Origin of the sequence: Proteiniclasticum sp. (assembly GCF_032054185.1) — a bacterium.
Taxonomy (GTDB): Bacteria; Bacillota; Clostridia; order Clostridiales; family Clostridiaceae; genus Proteiniclasticum.
In genome coordinates, this window is the sequence record NZ_DAMBTF010000003.1 from 1 (window position 1) to 16771 (window position 16771).

At 42.5% G+C, this 16771-nt stretch carries 17 protein-coding genes; 16 read left to right on the forward strand and 1 reads right to left on the reverse strand.

Annotation, left to right across the window (positions count from 1 at the left end; translation table 11 throughout):
- Positions 1-112: 112 nt before the first annotated feature.
- On the reverse strand, positions 113-634 hold the full coding sequence (gene hpt / locus RTX25_RS01970) for a hypoxanthine phosphoribosyltransferase (RefSeq protein ID WP_312649820.1): 522 nt from the start codon (positions 632-634) through the stop codon (positions 113-115).
- Between the two features lie 100 nt (positions 635-734).
- On the opposite strand from hpt, the gene hflX reads away from it, so the two are divergent.
- From hflX to RTX25_RS02050, 16 genes are all read left to right on the forward strand, one after another.
- Positions 735-2540, forward strand: a complete 1806-nt coding sequence (hflX, locus tag RTX25_RS01975; RefSeq protein ID WP_312649823.1) for a GTPase HflX — start codon at positions 735-737, stop codon at positions 2538-2540.
- Complete coding sequence (locus RTX25_RS01980; protein ID WP_312649826.1) at positions 2521-3414, forward strand: nucleotidyltransferase domain-containing protein; 894 nt, start codon at positions 2521-2523, stop codon at positions 3412-3414. The genes hflX and RTX25_RS01980 overlap by 20 nt, the downstream gene beginning before the upstream one ends.
- Positions 3414-4061, forward strand: a complete 648-nt coding sequence (locus RTX25_RS01985) for a YigZ family protein (protein ID WP_312649829.1) — start codon at positions 3414-3416, stop codon at positions 4059-4061. The genes RTX25_RS01980 and RTX25_RS01985 overlap by 1 nt, the downstream gene beginning before the upstream one ends.
- Before the next feature lie 57 nt (positions 4062-4118).
- The gene (locus RTX25_RS01990; protein ID WP_312649831.1) at positions 4119-4859 is read left to right on the forward strand and encodes a YebC/PmpR family DNA-binding transcriptional regulator; all 741 of its coding nucleotides are present in this window, start codon (positions 4119-4121) and stop codon (positions 4857-4859) included.
- Between the two features lie 28 nt (positions 4860-4887).
- Entirely contained in the window at positions 4888-5700 is an 813-nt protein-coding gene (locus RTX25_RS01995; RefSeq protein ID WP_312649834.1) for a ZIP family metal transporter, read from the forward strand.
- A 174-nt stretch (positions 5701-5874) separates the two neighbouring features.
- Entirely contained in the window at positions 5875-6669 is a 795-nt protein-coding gene (locus RTX25_RS02000) for a hypothetical protein (RefSeq protein WP_312649836.1), read from the forward strand.
- A gap of 187 nt (positions 6670-6856) precedes the next feature.
- Positions 6857-7963: a PfkB family carbohydrate kinase gene (locus RTX25_RS02005; protein WP_312649837.1), complete on the forward strand. Its 1107-nt coding sequence runs from the start codon at positions 6857-6859 to the stop codon at positions 7961-7963.
- A gap of 1 nt (position 7964) precedes the next feature.
- Positions 7965-8882 (forward strand): pseudouridine-5'-phosphate glycosidase, encoded by a 918-nt coding sequence (locus tag RTX25_RS02010; RefSeq protein WP_312649839.1) that lies wholly within the window; start codon positions 7965-7967, stop codon positions 8880-8882.
- 83 nt (positions 8883-8965) lie between these two features.
- Positions 8966-9274: a hypothetical protein gene (locus RTX25_RS02015; RefSeq protein WP_312649841.1), complete on the forward strand. Its 309-nt coding sequence runs from the start codon at positions 8966-8968 to the stop codon at positions 9272-9274.
- 122 nt (positions 9275-9396) lie between these two features.
- On the forward strand, positions 9397-9990 hold the full coding sequence (gene ruvA, locus RTX25_RS02020; RefSeq protein ID WP_312649844.1) for a Holliday junction branch migration protein RuvA: 594 nt from the start codon (positions 9397-9399) through the stop codon (positions 9988-9990).
- Between the two features lie 10 nt (positions 9991-10000).
- Positions 10001-11020 carry a Holliday junction branch migration DNA helicase RuvB gene (gene ruvB, locus RTX25_RS02025; RefSeq protein ID WP_312649846.1) on the forward strand — a complete coding sequence of 340 codons (1020 nt, stop codon included), beginning with the start codon at positions 10001-10003 and terminating at the stop codon, positions 11018-11020.
- A gap of 17 nt (positions 11021-11037) precedes the next feature.
- Positions 11038-12066: a tRNA preQ1(34) S-adenosylmethionine ribosyltransferase-isomerase QueA gene (gene queA / locus RTX25_RS02030; protein ID WP_312649848.1), complete on the forward strand. Its 1029-nt coding sequence runs from the start codon at positions 11038-11040 to the stop codon at positions 12064-12066.
- A gap of 3 nt (positions 12067-12069) precedes the next feature.
- Complete coding sequence (gene tgt / locus RTX25_RS02035; protein ID WP_312649849.1) at positions 12070-13221, forward strand: tRNA guanosine(34) transglycosylase Tgt; 1152 nt, start codon at positions 12070-12072, stop codon at positions 13219-13221.
- 101 nt (positions 13222-13322) lie between these two features.
- Complete coding sequence (gene yajC / locus RTX25_RS02040; protein ID WP_312649852.1) at positions 13323-13598, forward strand: preprotein translocase subunit YajC; 276 nt, start codon at positions 13323-13325, stop codon at positions 13596-13598.
- Positions 13599-13750: 152 nt separating this feature from the next.
- A complete protein-coding gene (gene secD / locus RTX25_RS02045) occupies positions 13751-15862 on the forward strand; it encodes a protein translocase subunit SecD (RefSeq protein ID WP_312649855.1) in 2112 nt (703 codons plus the stop codon).
- Positions 15863-16002: 140 nt separating this feature from the next.
- Positions 16003-16767 carry a hypothetical protein gene (locus RTX25_RS02050; RefSeq protein WP_312649857.1) on the forward strand — a complete coding sequence of 255 codons (765 nt, stop codon included), beginning with the start codon at positions 16003-16005 and terminating at the stop codon, positions 16765-16767.
- The last annotated feature ends 4 nt before the right edge of the window (positions 16768-16771 follow it).

A 16771-nucleotide genomic window follows, 5' to 3' on the forward strand; every position in this document is an offset into this window, starting at 1 on the left:
AAACCGCAAGGTAACTATCTGCATGACAAAGGGGCTATTTTGCAACAGCCCCTTTATTAAACTCTTAAGATTCAATGATATTTCGTGATATCCGCAATAAGGACATCAGATCTTATTTCCAGTTGAAAACATAGGGTACATTCCTGTAATGGTCACCATAATTGAGACCATAGCCCACTACAAATACATCTTCGATTTCAAAGCAGCAGTAATCAGCTTCAACCTGCACTTTTCTTCTTGAAGGTTTATCCAGCAGAGTACATACCTTAACGCTGGCTGCACCTTTTTCCTTGACATAATTGATCACAAATTCCATGGTGATCCCTGTATCTATAATATCATCAACGATCAGGACATCATATCCTTCGATGTTGTCAGGAACATCATAGACCACTTGACAGACACCCTGTGAAGTTTCGCTGTGCCCGTATGAGGATGTGGTCATGAAGCCGATAGTTGTATCAAGATCGATGGCTCTGACCAGATCGGCGGTGAATATAAAACTTCCTCTTAGAAGTGATAACACGTAGAGTTTTTTACCACGATAATCTTCAGTTATCTGCGCCCCAGTCTCCTTGACCTTCTGACGAATCTCCTCCTCAGTTATCAAAATATTTCTTTCTTTATCTTCCATGGATCAAATCACCGTTTCCTTTCAAAGTATACATATTAAAGTAAATAATATATAATTGATGTGAATATGTCAAGAACCTTGAAAAAAAGGAGGAAATCTTGTGATTACAGGTAATATAGACGGCGTAAGAAAAAGAATACTGGATGAACTGGATCAGATTTTTGAACTAAGGACTGCCAAATACTCATTTCTGGATATGGCGATCATCGAAATCATGCTTAAGGCAACCAGAGAAACGAATAGAGAAATCAGTGTCATTATAGATCGTAAAGGTAAAGTCATTGAAGTGTCTATTGGAGACAGCAGCACAGTTTCCATGCCTCTTGTGGATATGAGAGACAACAAGCTTTCAAGAGTCAGAGTGGTTCATACCCATCCCAACGGCAATCCCAATCTGTCTGCTCTGGATGTCTCGGCACTGGTCAAAATGAAGCTGGATGCGATTGTAGCAATCGGCGTATCAGATGAGCCTCAGGTAGTCATGGGCTTCCTGACTGTAGAGAACCAGAAAGTCCATGTAGAAGCGACAAAACCCATGTCTTTAGAGGATGCACAGAGATTTAACGTCATAGATCGCATAACATATAATGAAGGGCTGCTTCTCGAAGCAGAAGATCTCGAGGAGGAAGACGAACGTGCTGTCCTCATCGGGCTGGATAATGAAGAAAGCCTTGTGGAGCTTAGAGAGCTCGCCAAAGCGGCTGATGTCTCTGTTGGAGATATCCTCTTCCAGAACCGTGCAACTCAGGATAATGCTTTTTATGTCGGTAAAGGTAAGGTCAGTGAAATTAAAAATGTTCTTCAGCTGTCAAGAAGCAATCTCGTCATCGCTGATGACGAACTGAGCGGTTCGCAGATCCGAAATCTTGAAGATGAAATCGGCGTGAAGGTCATTGACCGGACCACACTCATTCTGGAAATTTTTGCGCGTAGAGCAAAGAGCAGAGAAGCGAAGCTTCAGGTGGAGCTTGCTCAGCTGAAATACAGAATGTCAAGACTGATCGGGCTTGGTACGGTCATGTCAAGGACAGGAGGCGGAATAGGCACCAGGGGACCTGGTGAGCAGCAGCTTGAAATTGACAGAAGAAAGATCCGAGACCGAGTGAATGATCTGAGAAACGAACTGAAGAAAGTTGTAGCGGTCAGACAGGTTCAGAGAGAAAACCGTGATCAGAATGAAATTCCGAGAATTTCACTTGTAGGTTATACAAACTCCGGAAAATCCACACTTAGAAATGCTGTTGCGGAAATCGCATCCAAAGATTCACTGGTCAAGGAAAAAGTCTTCGAGAAAGACATGCTTTTTGCGACACTGGATACGACCACAAGAGCAATCACCTTTGACGATAAGCGTATTGTTACACTTACAGATACTGTAGGGTTTGTCCGAAAGCTTCCCCATGATCTCATTGAAGCGTTCAAGTCCACACTAGAAGAAGTCATCTATTCGAATCTTCTTGTGCATGTGATTGATGCTTCTGTGGATGACTGTTATGCTCAGGCGATAGCAGTTGATGAGGTGCTCGCTGAAATCGGTGCAGGAGATATTCCTAGGATCATCGCGCTCAACAAAATGGATAAGGGCAAGAGCTACAGAACGGAAGATGTGGAGAAGCTTTATAAGGACAAGTATCCTATTGTAGAGATTTCCGCGAAGAATGGAACGAATCTCAACAGACTTATGGAAGCCATGTCTTTGTCACTTCCCGATAATATGGTCACAATACACGCACTCATACCCTATGATATGCAGAAACTCATTTCACTGATTCATGAAAAAGGAACAATAATGAGTGAAGAGTATGAGGAAGCAGGTACGAAAATTACAGCGAAGGTCCCACAAAGAGAGCTTCACCAGTACGATGATTACATTATAGGAGGAGAAGATGAGGAATCTAATCATTGAATATCAGAAAGTATACCAGCAGGTGACCCAGACGATGAGCGAGACTAAGGATATCCTGGCTTCGTTTGTCTTTGGCAGCATGGTGACTGGTGATTTGTGGGAAAACTCGGATATCGATTTTTTTGTCATCTACAGCGGTGAAGAGAAAGGAATCAGAAATGTCTATTCCAGTGAGGATGGCGTTCCTGTTCATTTCAAAATCATGAGCAAAGGTGAATTTATGACACTTAGAGGGCTGGAAGTCAAAGGCAGTTTTCTGCATCGCATCTTCCTGTCATCAAAAATGGTATTTTCCAAGGATCCGGAAATCACAACAAGATATAATAATGCAAGATTCTACCCTGATATGGACAGGAGAAAATGGACCCTGTCCTATTTGGGTCGTCTGATCAAGAGCATCGATTCCACCGACAAGTTTCTGCACAACAGAAACCTGTACGGTGCATTCAACACTTTGCTGGAATCCATGGAACTCTATGCTTCGGTTTATGTCAATTCCAGGGGGTACCTGATTTCAAAAGATACGATCAGTATCGTAGCCGGGCTTGACAAGGAATTCTCCGAAAGATATCTATATCTGGTATCAGGTGGAGAGCTGGAAGAGAAGATCAAGAGTGTAAATAAGTATCTCAAAAAAACCATTGATAAGGAAATCACTGAAGCTTCCGAAATCATACTGACTTATTTCAGGGAAAAATCCAGTCCCATGAGTGCCAGAGAAATTATAGAGGATGACTTTTTCAATAACTTCGAGATCCAGATGGAAGGCATTTTAAGCCTTCTGCATAAAAAAAATCTGCTGAAAAGATCCTACAGGGCAGTTAAAACCCCAACTGGAAAAGAACTCATCAAAGAGAACGTGTATAGTCTGTAATGAGTTATAAAACAGTAGGCAAAACAGTGGAAACCGAATTTATTGAAAAAAAGTCTGTGTTTATCGGTCTGGCAAGCCGGGTATTCAGTGAAGAGGAAGCAAAGGAATTCATCGCGTCAGTGAAAATAAAGTACAAGGATGCCAGGCATCATGTGTATGCGTATACCTTAGGAGAAGAAATGAACATTCAGCGCTACAGTGATGACGGTGAACCTCAGGGCACTGGGGGGATTCCGATTCTTGAGGTCATCAAGAAGAACGAGCTGAGAAATGTCTGCGTCGTAGTGATCCGGTATTTCGGCGGTATATTGCTTGGTGCAGGAGGACTTACTCGTGCATATGTAAAAGGCGCCTCGGAAGCAATTTCCGGTGCCGGTATCGTCGAGAGGGTTTCAGGCTGGCAGCTGGACCTGATCATAGAATACGATCAGCTGGGTAAAATTCAGCATCATTTTAAAGAAAAGAATATCGAAATCATAACTGTGGAGTACACAGACAAGGTGAAAGTGACAATATATCTGGAATCTGATCTTACTGAAAAGATTTCAAGTGAAATCAAGAACCTGACATCAGGAGATGTCACAATCAGCAAGGGTCAGGAGGAGCTGTTCTATAAGGATGGCAACCGGCTTCTAAAAGTGATTTGAAGAAGAGATTTCGAAGTGATATAATTGTTTCTTGTAAAGAAATTGGAGGGATAAAGCATGTCAGGACATTCAAAATGGCACAACATTCAAGCGAAAAAGGGTAAGATGGATGCCAAAAGAGGTAAGGTATTCACAAAAATCGGCAAGGAACTGATGATGGCTGCAAAGGACGGAGCAAATCCGGACACCAATGCAAAACTCAGAGACGTCATCGCCAAAGCAAAGGCTGCAAACATGCCGAATGACAATATCACGAGAGTCATCAAGAAGGCTGCAGGTGAAAACAACAGCGCTGACTTTGAAGAAATTGTGTATGAAGGTTACGGACCAAACGGTGTAGCGGTTATTGTGGAAGCCTATACCGACAACAAGAACAGAACTGCAGGTAACGTAAGACACAGCTTCGACAAGTTCGGCGGAAATCTCGGTACAACCGGATCCGTCACATTCATGTTCAACAAGAAAGGGCAGATCATCATCGAAAAGACCGATGAAATCGATGAGGAAGAGCTGATGATGCTGGCGCTGGACAGCGGAGCGGAAGATTTTATTGCTGAAGAAAATGTATATGAGATCATCACAGAACCGGAAGCGTTTGACGGAGTCAAAGAAGCGATTATGGGTGCGAAGATTGAAATGCTTGAAAGTGAAATCACCATGATTCCTAATGTCACTACAAGTCTTGATCTTGAAACTTCCGAACAGTTCCAGAAACTAATCGACAAACTTCTGGACGACGATGATGTCGATAACGTCTATCATAATGCGGAGTTTGATGAAAACTTCGAAGAGAACTGATTAATTATATTTAATAGTAGGTGAAGAAATGATCGAGTTTTTTGAACGATTTCAGCCAACAACACAAGCATTGCTTGCCACCCTGTTTACATGGGGTGTAACAGCATTAGGTTCGTCACTTGTTTTTTTCTTCAAAACCATCAATAAAAAAGTTTTCGATACGATGCTTGGGTTCGCAGCAGGCGTAATGATTGCAGCCAGTTTCTGGTCACTGATCAGTCCGGGACTGGATCTTGCAGAGGAAATGGGTTTCAACCCCTGGATGATTGCTGCTGCGGGATTTATGGGCGGTGGACTGTTCCTCTTTATCGTGGATAAATCCCTGCCTCATATGCATCTTGGCCTGACTCCCAAAGAGAAGGAAGGCCCGAAGACTTCTCTACAGAGAAGTATCCTTCTCGTTCTTGCCATTACGCTGCATAACATTCCTGAAGGACTTGCTGTAGGCGTCGCATTCGGAGCTGTAGCCGCTGGAATCGAATCCTCATCCATGGCCGGTGCAATTGCCCTGGCTATCGGTATCGGTCTTCAGAATTTTCCAGAGGGTGCTGCGGTATCCATTCCGTTAAGAAGAGAAGGGATGAGCAGAAGCAAAGCATTTCTCTACGGACAGGCATCAGGCATTGTTGAACCTATCGCGGGCGTTTTAGGCGCACTGCTTGTTCTGAGCATCAGAAGTCTTCTTCCTTTTGCACTGTGCTTTGCAGCAGGTGCGATGATCTATGTGGTAGCGGAAGAACTTATCCCTGAAGCTCAGTCCAATAATAATTCTGACTATGCAACCTGGGGCGTCATGATCGGTTTCACCATCATGATGGTGCTCGATGTTGCACTGGGCTAAATAAAAACCGGCAGTGTGGAGAAATGTTTCTTCAGACTGCCGGTTTTCATTTTAGGAGTGTGAGGACAAATTTAAGCAATAATTAATCCTTTGAAAAGAATGATATAAAGTGAATCGATTATACTGAGTTCACGAGGTAGGTGATAAATGGTGAAATGTTCAAATTGTGGGCAAATGAATATAGATGGAAGCAAGTACTGCAATCAGTGTGCATTTCCTTTAAATACCGGCAAAATCAGCCTTGGTCGCTATGAAGACATGGACCAGGGTGTGTCATACGAAAAGAAATATGCCCATGGGCGTGAATATATCGAGGATCAGAGTCTACCTTTCAATTCCTCATCGGGTGTCGCACCTTATGATGATGAGGGTATCTATGATCGGGACATCGTTTCTCAAAAACCCAAAAAGTCGATTGTCATGAGGATGACTCTGGTCATCATGCTCGCACTTTTTGTTTTTGTTGCCTACAATGGAATCAAGTTTGCTGTTAATACTCAACAGGACAGAATCACTCAAGCTGAGCTGAAGAAGGAACAGCAGGCTCAGGCAGAAGAATTGAAGCATCTCGAAAACTATAGGGACAGATTCAACTCCGTCATCGTGAATTATGAAGAGCAGGGTATTCTCATCGATAATAACATCAAAAGTCTAACAACACTGAGAATCAACAGATTCGCTAAAGGTCTGGGGCTTGGAGATGTATTCAATAAACTGGTCAATACTGTTCTTGATGTGTCGAAAGTCAATGAGCTCAAAGAGAACAGTCAGACTCTGGATATTCTTGTGGGAGAACTGATCAACCCACCGGAAACCTATCTTGCGAAGTACGAGACTTTAGGTCTGCTGAAAAATGTGGAGAACAGAATCATGGAGACGATTTCTGGAACGTTGACATCGGAAACCAAGAATGAACTGGAAAAGCTCAGTGAAGAATATCAGAACCTGCTGACAGACATCAGAAGATAATTACCATGACTAAAGGTCATGGTTTTTTATTTTGGAGAAAAATGATGTGTTCAGGGAATTTCCGATTATTGTCCGATAATCTGCAGATAGAAATAAATGATTAAAAAAATAGATTTAGGGTTGAAAAGAATAAAAATACTGAGTATAATATAAGCATAAGTTTAATAAATGAGCTTTTGCTTATAAGGTGGTGAGTGTCATAACACAGAGAGAACTGGAAATTATCGAAATCATTAAAAACGATCCCTTTGTATCACAACAGGAAATCGCCGATCTTCTCAGTATCACTCGTTCATCAGTTGCAGTACATATTACAAACCTCATAAAAAAGGGAATCATAAGAGGTAGAGGCTACGTTATCGATGAGAGAGATCATGTGTCTGTAATCGGTGGGGCAAACATGGACATTGTCGGATATCCCTTCACGGCTCTGAGAAAATCAGACTCCAATCCAGGAGAAGTAAACCTGTCGGTTGGAGGGGTAGGGAGAAATATTGCAGAAAATCTTGCAAGGCTTGGGAATCATACAAAGATGTTTACTGTTGTTGGAGAGGATATACATGGGGATAAGATCATCGCCGAATCAGAATCTGCGGGGATGGATATGAGCCATGTGCGTAAGGTCGCAGAATACGGTACCGGAACTTATCTTGCCATACTCAATGAAAATAATGATATGGACGTGGCAATTGCCGCAATGGATATCTTCAGGAAACTGGACAGAAAATATATCGATAAGAACAGACAGATTATTTCCAAGAGTCAGATCATCGTATTCGACACAAATCTTGAAGAAGATGTCTTTCAATACAGTGTAGATCTTTTCAAGGATAATATCCTGTTCCTCGATACCGTATCTCATACCAAAGCCTTAAGGGCTAAGGGGGTAATAGGGCTGTTTCATACCATCAAACCCAATAAGCTTGAAGCTGAAGCGTTATCAGGCATAGAAATTGAAAACCGTGAAGACATGGACCGGGCTGCTGCGTATTTTCATGGTGAAGGTGTCAGGAACGTGTTCATCACACTGGGAGAAAAGGGTGTCTACTACAGTGACGGTAAGGAGAAGGGGATCATGAAGGCAAGAAGGATCATCCCTAAGAATGCCACCGGAGCAGGAGATGCCTTCCAGGCAGGTCTTGTACATGCACAGCTTCATCAGATGGAAATAAGAGATAAAGTGAAATTTGCCATGGCTGCTTCTATACTGGCCATGAGTTCATACTCGACAATCAATCCGGAGATGTCTGTAAACAATATTTTGAAAACAATAAATGATATGGAGGAAAAATAATATGAATCAGTATGTTGTAACTAGTCAGGAAGTAAAGGATGCTCTTGCATCAGGAAAACCGGTGGTGGCGCTTGAATCCACAATCATTTCTCATGGTATGCCCTATCCAAGAAATGTGGAAACTGCACTTAAAGTTGAAGAAATCATCAGAGAGAACGGTGCTGTACCTGCAACTATCGCAATCATCGGCGGAGTGATGAAGGCTGGCCTTACAGAAGATGAAATAGACTACATGGGTAAAACACCGGGTGTTGCAAAAGTTTCAAGAAGAGACATTCCATATATCGTTGCTGGTAAGCTTGATGGCGCAACAACTGTAGCATCTACAATGATCATCGCTGAAATGGCGGGAATCAGTATATTTGCAACAGGCGGTATCGGTGGAGTGCATAGAGGCGCAGAAACGACTATGGATATTTCTGCAGATCTTGAAGAGCTTGCACAGACGAATGTCGCCGTGGTATGTGCCGGTGCAAAATCAATCCTTGATCTTGGACTTACCCTTGAATATCTTGAGACAAAGGGTGTTCCAGTTTATGGATACGAAACCGATGAGCTTCCTGCTTTCTATACAAGAAAGAGCGAGTTCAAGGTGGACTACAGAATCGATACCCCCAAGGAAATGGCAGGTGTTCTGAAAGCCAAGTGGGATCTGGGACTTAAAGGCGGAGCGCTTATCGTGAATCCGATTCCTGAAGAGTATTCAATGGATGAAAATCTCATCAGAAACGTTATTGAAGAGGCAGTAAAAGAAGCGAATGCCAATGGAATAAAGGGAAAAGACACCACACCGTTCCTTCTTGCAAAAATCAAGGAAATCACCGGTGGAGACTCACTCGAGTCGAATATCCAGCTGGTATACAATAATGCAAGACTTGCAGCTAAGGTTGCTGTGGAATTCATGGAACTGCAAGATTAATTTAATCCTTGTTTAATCTTCTTCAAGTAAGATAGGTTCATAAATCATAAATAATGATAGAGTTGATTGGAGAAGATGAATTAATGGGCGGACAGAATTTCATAGGCGGAATAATTACAATGATCATTATCTTTCTTGTCATTAGTTTTGCCATAACATTACTGCCTTATATTCTTTTAGGGATTGTAGTATGGTATTTCTATAGAAAGCTGATCAGACCGCTTTTTGGTCAGACAAACCAGCAGGCGTATAAGGAAAAGAACTACTATGCGACTGATGTTGACAAAGAAGAAGCACCCGTAGTGAATCAGGTGAAGAGTGTACACGATGACACTTTTTTCAGACAGGATCATAAAGTTGTGGATGTTGATTATGACGATGAAGATAAGTAGATGATAAGATCAAGAAATAAAGGGCTGGAGATTTTCTCCAGTCTTTTTTTTGAATAAGTCATGTTTCTAAATTAAGTGGAAACATGATAAGATAGTAAAGGAATAATTATAGGAGGTCTCTGATGTACGATTATATCAAAGGAAGATTTAAAGGCATTTTCAAGGATTATGTATCCATCGAAAATGGAGGAATCGGATATAAAGTCTTCACGTCCGGAAATTCCATGGCCATGATGCCTGGAATGGATGAAGAGACTACTCTTTATCTGATGCAGATTGTAAGAGAAGATTTTATCGGGCTTTATGGATTCACAACCAGAGAGGAGCTAGAACTGTTTTCAATCCTCATCACCATTAATGGGGTTGGCGCAAAAGCCGCATTATCCTTATTATCCGCAAGTACTCCTGTCAATCTGAAATTCGCGATAGTAAATGAGAATGAAACTCTGCTCATGAAAGCCCCTGGGGTAGGGAAAAAGATTGCACAGAGACTTATTCTTGAACTGAAGGGAAAACTGAGAATAGAAGATTTCTCCGGTATGGATGAAATCAGCAGGAAGAAGGCATTGTCAGAAAATATTTCAAATGAGGCACTTGCTGCGCTGATTACCTTGGGATATACAGAAAAAGAAGCAAGCAACGCACTGAAACACGTTGATGACAATCAGAGTATCGAAGGCATCATCAAAGATTCCCTGAAGTATCTGATGAATTAGGAGATTAACTATGGACGAGAGAATTATTACCTCCGATTTCATGGAGGAAGATATACAAAGCGAATACTCGCTGAGACCCCTGAAACTGAATGAGTATATCGGACAGGACAAGGTGAAGGACAATCTCAAGGTATTCATAAAAGCGGCTCAGATCCGAAATGAAGCGCTGGATCACGTCATTCTTCATGGTCCTCCGGGACTTGGAAAGACAACCCTTGCCAACATCATTGCAAGGGAAATGGGCGGAACACTTAAAATTACCTCCGGACCAGCTATTGAACGTGCCGGAGATCTGGCTTCGATACTGACGACCATGAATGACAATGACGTGCTCTTCATCGACGAAATCCACCGTCTATCAAGAACAGTGGAGGAAATCCTTTATCCCGCAATGGAAGACTATTCACTGGATATCGTCATAGGAAAGGGTGCTCAGGCAAAATCCATCAGACTTGATCTTAGCCATTTCACACTTATCGGTGCGACGACAAGAATCGGACTTCTGACGTCTCCATTGAGAGACCGTTTTGGTGTTCAGCTTTCCATGGAGTACTATACACATGAGGAACTGAAAGAAATCATTATAAGAAGTGCCAGCATCCTTGATTTTGAAATCAGTGATGAAGGTGCACTATGTATTGCTCGAAGAAGCAGAGGAACACCGAGAATCGCCAACCGCCTGCTGAAAAGGGTAAGAGACTTTTCTCAGGTTAAAGGCGAATCGGTCATTGACGAGACTACAGCGCTCAGCGCACTGAAACTGCTTGATGTGGACGATGAAGGATTCGACAGAATCGATAGAAAGATCCTTGAAGCCATCGTGATCAATTTCAACGGTGGGCCTGTAGGTGCGGAAACACTTTCGTTTTTCATCGGTGAAGAGCTTGATACCATCGTGGATGTCTATGAGCCTTATCTTCTTCAGAAGGGATTCATCATAAGAACCCCAAGAGGAAGGGTTGCTACAGACAGAACCTATGAACATCTGGGTGTTCAAAGAAAAACGGACACTCAGCAGACCATATTCTAGTAAAAGAGGTTATGATTTTGAAAGTAGAAGATTTTAAATTTGATTTACCGGAGGAGCTGATAGCGCAGCACCCTCTGGAGGAAAGAGATCAGTCGAGGCTTCTGGTCGTAGATAAAAATACCGGGGAGCTAAAGCATAAACATTTTCACGATATTGTCGATTACCTGAAAAAAGGTGATGTCCTGGTATTAAATGACACAAGGGTCATTCCTGCAAGGCTTCTTGGCATGAAAGAGGATACTGACGGAAAGATCGAGTTTCTTCTGCTGAACAGAAAAAAGCTGGATACCTATGAATGCCTTGCTAAGCCGGGTAAAAGAGCTAAAGTGGGCGCAAGATTCACGTTCGGGGGAGGACTTCTGAAGGCTGAAGTCATTGAAGTGCTGGATAACGGCAACAGAATTGTTCAGTTCTTCCATGAAGGTGTCTTTGAAGATATTCTCGACAGACTGGGAGAAATGCCTCTTCCGCCTTATATCAAGGAGAAGCTGGAAGATAAGGAGCGTTATCAGACCGTATATTCGAGGGAGGAAGGCTCAGCTGCAGCGCCGACTGCGGGATTACATTTTACCGAAAGTCTGTTGAAGAAGATTACAGATATGGGTGTTGAAATCGCATTTCTTACACTTCATGTGGGTCTTGGCACTTTCAGACCGGTAAAGGTGGAATCTGTGGAAAGTCATGATATGCACTCAGAGTTCTACAGCCTCGATGAGAAAAATGCAGAAATCATCAACCGGGCTAAAACAGAAGGCAGAAGAATCATCTCAGTTGGGACTACATCCACAAGAACCCTTGAAACCATTGCAGACGATAAAGGAATGGTTAAAGAGGATTCCGGGTATACTAAGATTTTTATCTATCCCGGATATCACTTTAAGTGTATCGACTGTCTCATCACAAACTTCCATCTTCCAGAATCAACATTAATCATGCTGGTCTCAGCGCTGGCAGGAAAGGACAATATCATGAATGCCTATGAAACTGCAGTAAAAGAGAAGTATCGCTTCTTCAGTTTCGGCGATTCCATGTTTATAAAGGAATAGATTATGTATACATTATTGAAGAAAGAAAAAAAAGCAAGAAGAGGACGATTTGAAACACCTCATGGTACCATAGAGACTCCGGTTTTTATGAATGTGGGTACGCTTGCAGTCATAAAGGGAGCAGTCTCCTCTATGGATCTCAAGGAGATCGGATGCCAGGTGGAGCTCAGCAATACCTATCACCTTCATCTGAGACCTGGCGATAAGCTGGTCCGTAAAATGGGGGGAATCCATAAGTTCATGAACTGGGATAGACCGATCCTCACGGACTCAGGAGGTTTTCAGGTGTTCTCCCTGGCTAAGATCAGGAAAATCAAGGAAGAGGGCGTATATTTCAGCTCTCATATCGATGGTAGCAAGATATTCATGGGACCAGAAGAATCCATGCGTATCCAGTCTCATCTTGCTTCTACCATCGCCATGGCTTTTGACGAATGTATCGAACTCCCAGCGGAAAGAGAATATGTCGAACGTTCGGTAGACCGTACGACCAGATGGCTTGTTCGATGCAAAAACGAGCTGGACCGTCTTAACCAGGATGAAACGACCATAAACAAGAAACAGATGCTTTTCGGGATCAACCAGGGTGGAACCTATGAGGATATCCGTATCAGACATGCTGAAGAGATATCAAAAATGGATCTCGACGGTTATGCTATCGGGGGTCTAGCAGTAGGAGAATCCCATGAAGAGATGTACAGAGTTCTCGATGTTGTCGTACCTCACCTTCCAGAGGATAAGCCTATCTATCTTATGGGTGTAGGTACACCGGAAAACATTCTTGAATCGGTCGAAAGAGGAGTAGACTTCTTTGACTGTGTGCTTCCTGCAAGAAACGGAAGGCATGGACATGTATTCACATCAAGAGGTAAGATCAATCTGAACAACAAGCGGTTTGAGATGGATCCGATGCCTATTGACGAAGGCTGTGAATGCCCTGCCTGCAGAAGCTACACAAGAAGTTATATCAGGCATCTGTTCAAAGCGAAGGAGATGCTTGCACTTAGACTTTGTGTATTGCATAATCTTTATTTCTACAACAAGCTGATGGAAGATATCCGGACTGCAATCGATGAAGACAGATTCCATGAGTTCAAGGCACAGAAGCTGGCAGACTGGTCAAGGGGTCAGGAACCTGCTATAGAGGAGGTCTAGAAATCTGTTTAGCACCTTCAGGAGAGAAGTTGATAAATAAATCTTCCTTATTCATATAAAATTCACTATAATAGTAGTATTAAACATTGGAGGCACAAATAATGGAACAAATCATTAGACAGACACTGCCAATCATCCTAATGCTCGCACTCATGTACTTCATGCTGTTTCTTCCGGAAAAGAAGAGAAAAAGTGCATTTTCTAAAATGATCAGTGAACTCAAGGTCAACGATGAAGTCACAACAAGAGGCGGGATCATAGGTAAAATTGTTAAGATGGATGAAGAGACCATTACACTGGAAACCGGATCAGATAGAGTTAAGATAAAGTTCGCTAAGAGTGCGATTGCTACAGTGAGAACAGGCGTTACAGAATAATATTATACGCCGATTATTATGTGTAGGAATCAGAGGGCAGCGCAAAACGCTCTGCCCTCTGATTTATGAAAAAATGATTTCTGTCTGCATAAGCAGAGCCATTTCAGTTTCTTGAAACTGATAACAAATCAAAATCGGAGGTTATTTCAGAAATGAAGAGAAGAGGAAATACTACCATTTTCGTCATTATATTATTTGTTTTGTCCTTTCTTGCAGTTACTGCAGTAAACGGACTGACACTCGGTGGATACCGATTCAAGTCATTCGGAGAAGTCATCAACAGAGGACTTGATCTGCAGGGCGGCGTTTCGGTTGTTATGGAAGTTCAGGCTGAACAACTGGAAGCGAATGAGCTGGATTCCATTAAAACACTTCTAGATCTTAGAGTTAACAAGATCGGAGTTAGTGAAACTGTCTCTACAACCGAAGGGGAAAAGAGAGTCAGAATCGATATTCCAGGTGTTTATAACTCAAGTGATATCGTTACAAGTCTTCAGACGACCGGTGAACTGACTTTTGAAGATCCGGATGGGAATGTGATTCTGTCAGGCAGCGATGTAACATCAGCAACTGCTATGCTGGATTCAACAAACAAGCCGATTGTGTCTCTTGTACTGAATGAAGTAGGTGCAGAAAAATTCGAGAAGGCGACTACAGACTTCAGAGGTAAGCAGATTTCCATAAACATGGATGATGAAGTGCTGTCCTCCCCAATGGTAAATGATGTCATCACAGGTGGTGAAGCGATGATCACGGGTATGGGTTCTGTTGAAGAAGCCCAGAACCTTGCAGGAATCATCAATTCCGGAGCCCTTCCTTACCCTGTTAAGGCTGTTCAGGTTCAGACTGTCGGACCAAGCCTTGGTGCAGGCGTCATGAGCGATGTCCTGACCGCATCAATTATCGGTGTGGCACTGATCGTTCTTTACATGATCATCAAATACAGAAGACCAGGTTTCCTGGCATCGGTAGCACTGGGCTTCTATGTCTGGCTCCTGCTGTTTGTCTTCTACGGAATAGATGCCACTTTATCCCTTGCGGGTATTGCAGGTTTCCTTCTGACCATAGGTATGGCCGTTGATGCGAATGTTCTTATTTTTGAAAGAATCAGGGAAGAACTTCGAACAACAAGCAATATACATAAAGCCATCGAAGCTGGATTTGGCAATGCCATGAGTTCCATCATCGATTCTAATATTACAACAATCATTGCCGGTCTCGTACTTTATTTTGTAGGATCAGGTTCTGTAAAAGGATTTGCGCTTACCCTTATGATCGGTATTGTGATATCCATGTTCTCCGCACTATTCATCACAAAGCATCTTCTGTGGCTGGGTGTGCGAATGGGATTCCTGAGTAAGCTTAGCCATTTCGGTGTATCTGAGACTCCTCCAGTGAAGAAGCATATTGACTTCATTTCAGGGGCGAAATTCTGGAGAATCATCTCTGCAGCAGTACTAGCTTTAGGGCTGTTCTTCATCGCAACCAGGGGAATGAATCTCGGACTTGACTTTGCAGGTGGTACAAGGCTCGTGATGGAAGTCGGAAAAGATTTCGATAAAGCCGAAATAGATGAAATCGTAAAAACATATGATGCCAATGCCGTCACACAGAAAATAGACGGAACACAGATTGAAGTGAGAAGTCAGGCGCTTTCCACAGAAACCATCGATGATCTTGTCGATGACATTCAGGAGAAGTATACACTGAAAGATGACAGTATCATCACTCTTGATGAAATTGGTGCTTCTGTAGGTAAAGAACTGACACAGAGTGGAATCAAGGCAGTGATTCTGGCAACAATCTTTATGCTGATCTACATTACACTGCGCTTCAAAAAGAACTACGGATTTGCGGCGGTCATCGCACTGATCCATGATATCGCGTTCCTTATAGCAGTATATTCAATACTGGGTATCTCGATCAACACACCATTTATCGCAGCAATCCTGACGATTCTTGGTTACTCCATCAACGATACCATCGTCGTATTTGACAGACTGAGAGAAAACAAGAAACTCCATCCTGGACTGAGTTCAAAGGTTCTTGTAAACATGTCGATGAACGACTCGTTCTCAAGATCTGTGGGTACACTCCTTACAACATTGTTCACTATTCTGTCTGTTGCGATTTTCGTACCACAGATCAGAGATTTTGCGCTTCCGATTTCAATCGGAGTCATGGTGGGTGGGTTATCGACCTTCTTCATCGCAGGTCCATCATGGATTTTCCTGGAAGACAGAGCACAAAAAAACAGAAAGTAAACCGATTTAAATGGGATCAAATAAGGCCGCTTTTAAGCGGCCTTTACGTCCCTCAGAAAAAAAGCGGATGCTCACATTCATTGTGATGAGCACTGTTTTGTATTATAATAAGAGTTGTTTCAAATAGGTGAGGGATGGATATGGTGAGTGCATATATCAGGGCAATATTTAAAGGGACAGAATCGATTAACACCCCGAAATATACCCACATAACAATTTCCAGAATCATGGAAGCTGTAAATAATCGCGAAAAAATTATCATATATGGTAGGGGTGATCGTGAGGGGATATGCAGTATCGCCACACTGATTCTTGTACTTCGGTATTTCAATGCAGACTTCGACTATTTTCTGCTCCCAAAGGGAGGAAATAGAGAGAGTCTTATTGCTGATGTCAGAACTCATCTGAGTTTTTTCAATCCAGGCCTGATGCTTTCGCTGGATGAAACTTTCACTGAAAGTGTGTATGATACGCTGAACGAAAATGAGACGGATCTCATCGCCATCGGTCATGGAAGTGATTACGTGAAATACGGTTTTCACTCCAGTGATGAAACACTTCTCAAGAATGTTTTTGTGTTTGCCAAAGATCTGTCCATAAATTACGATACGCGGAATATTTTCAGATATATCGATCTGGTTTATCTGGGTTCGGATGAACAAAGCACAGATGATGATGAAATCCTCAGTATGGGACTGAATCGGCTGAAAATATCCACAAATTATGGAATCCGTTCTTTGAAGAAACTGAATCCATGTAACGAAATGGAACTCAGAGAAGTTCTTACGCCAAAAGACAATCCCTGGTCAATGGTGGATAATGCAAGGATCATCATTGAACTACTCACAACGGAAGATAAGAACCGTGCAGAGCAGATTGCAAAGTATCTCTTAAATAGTCAATAGTATA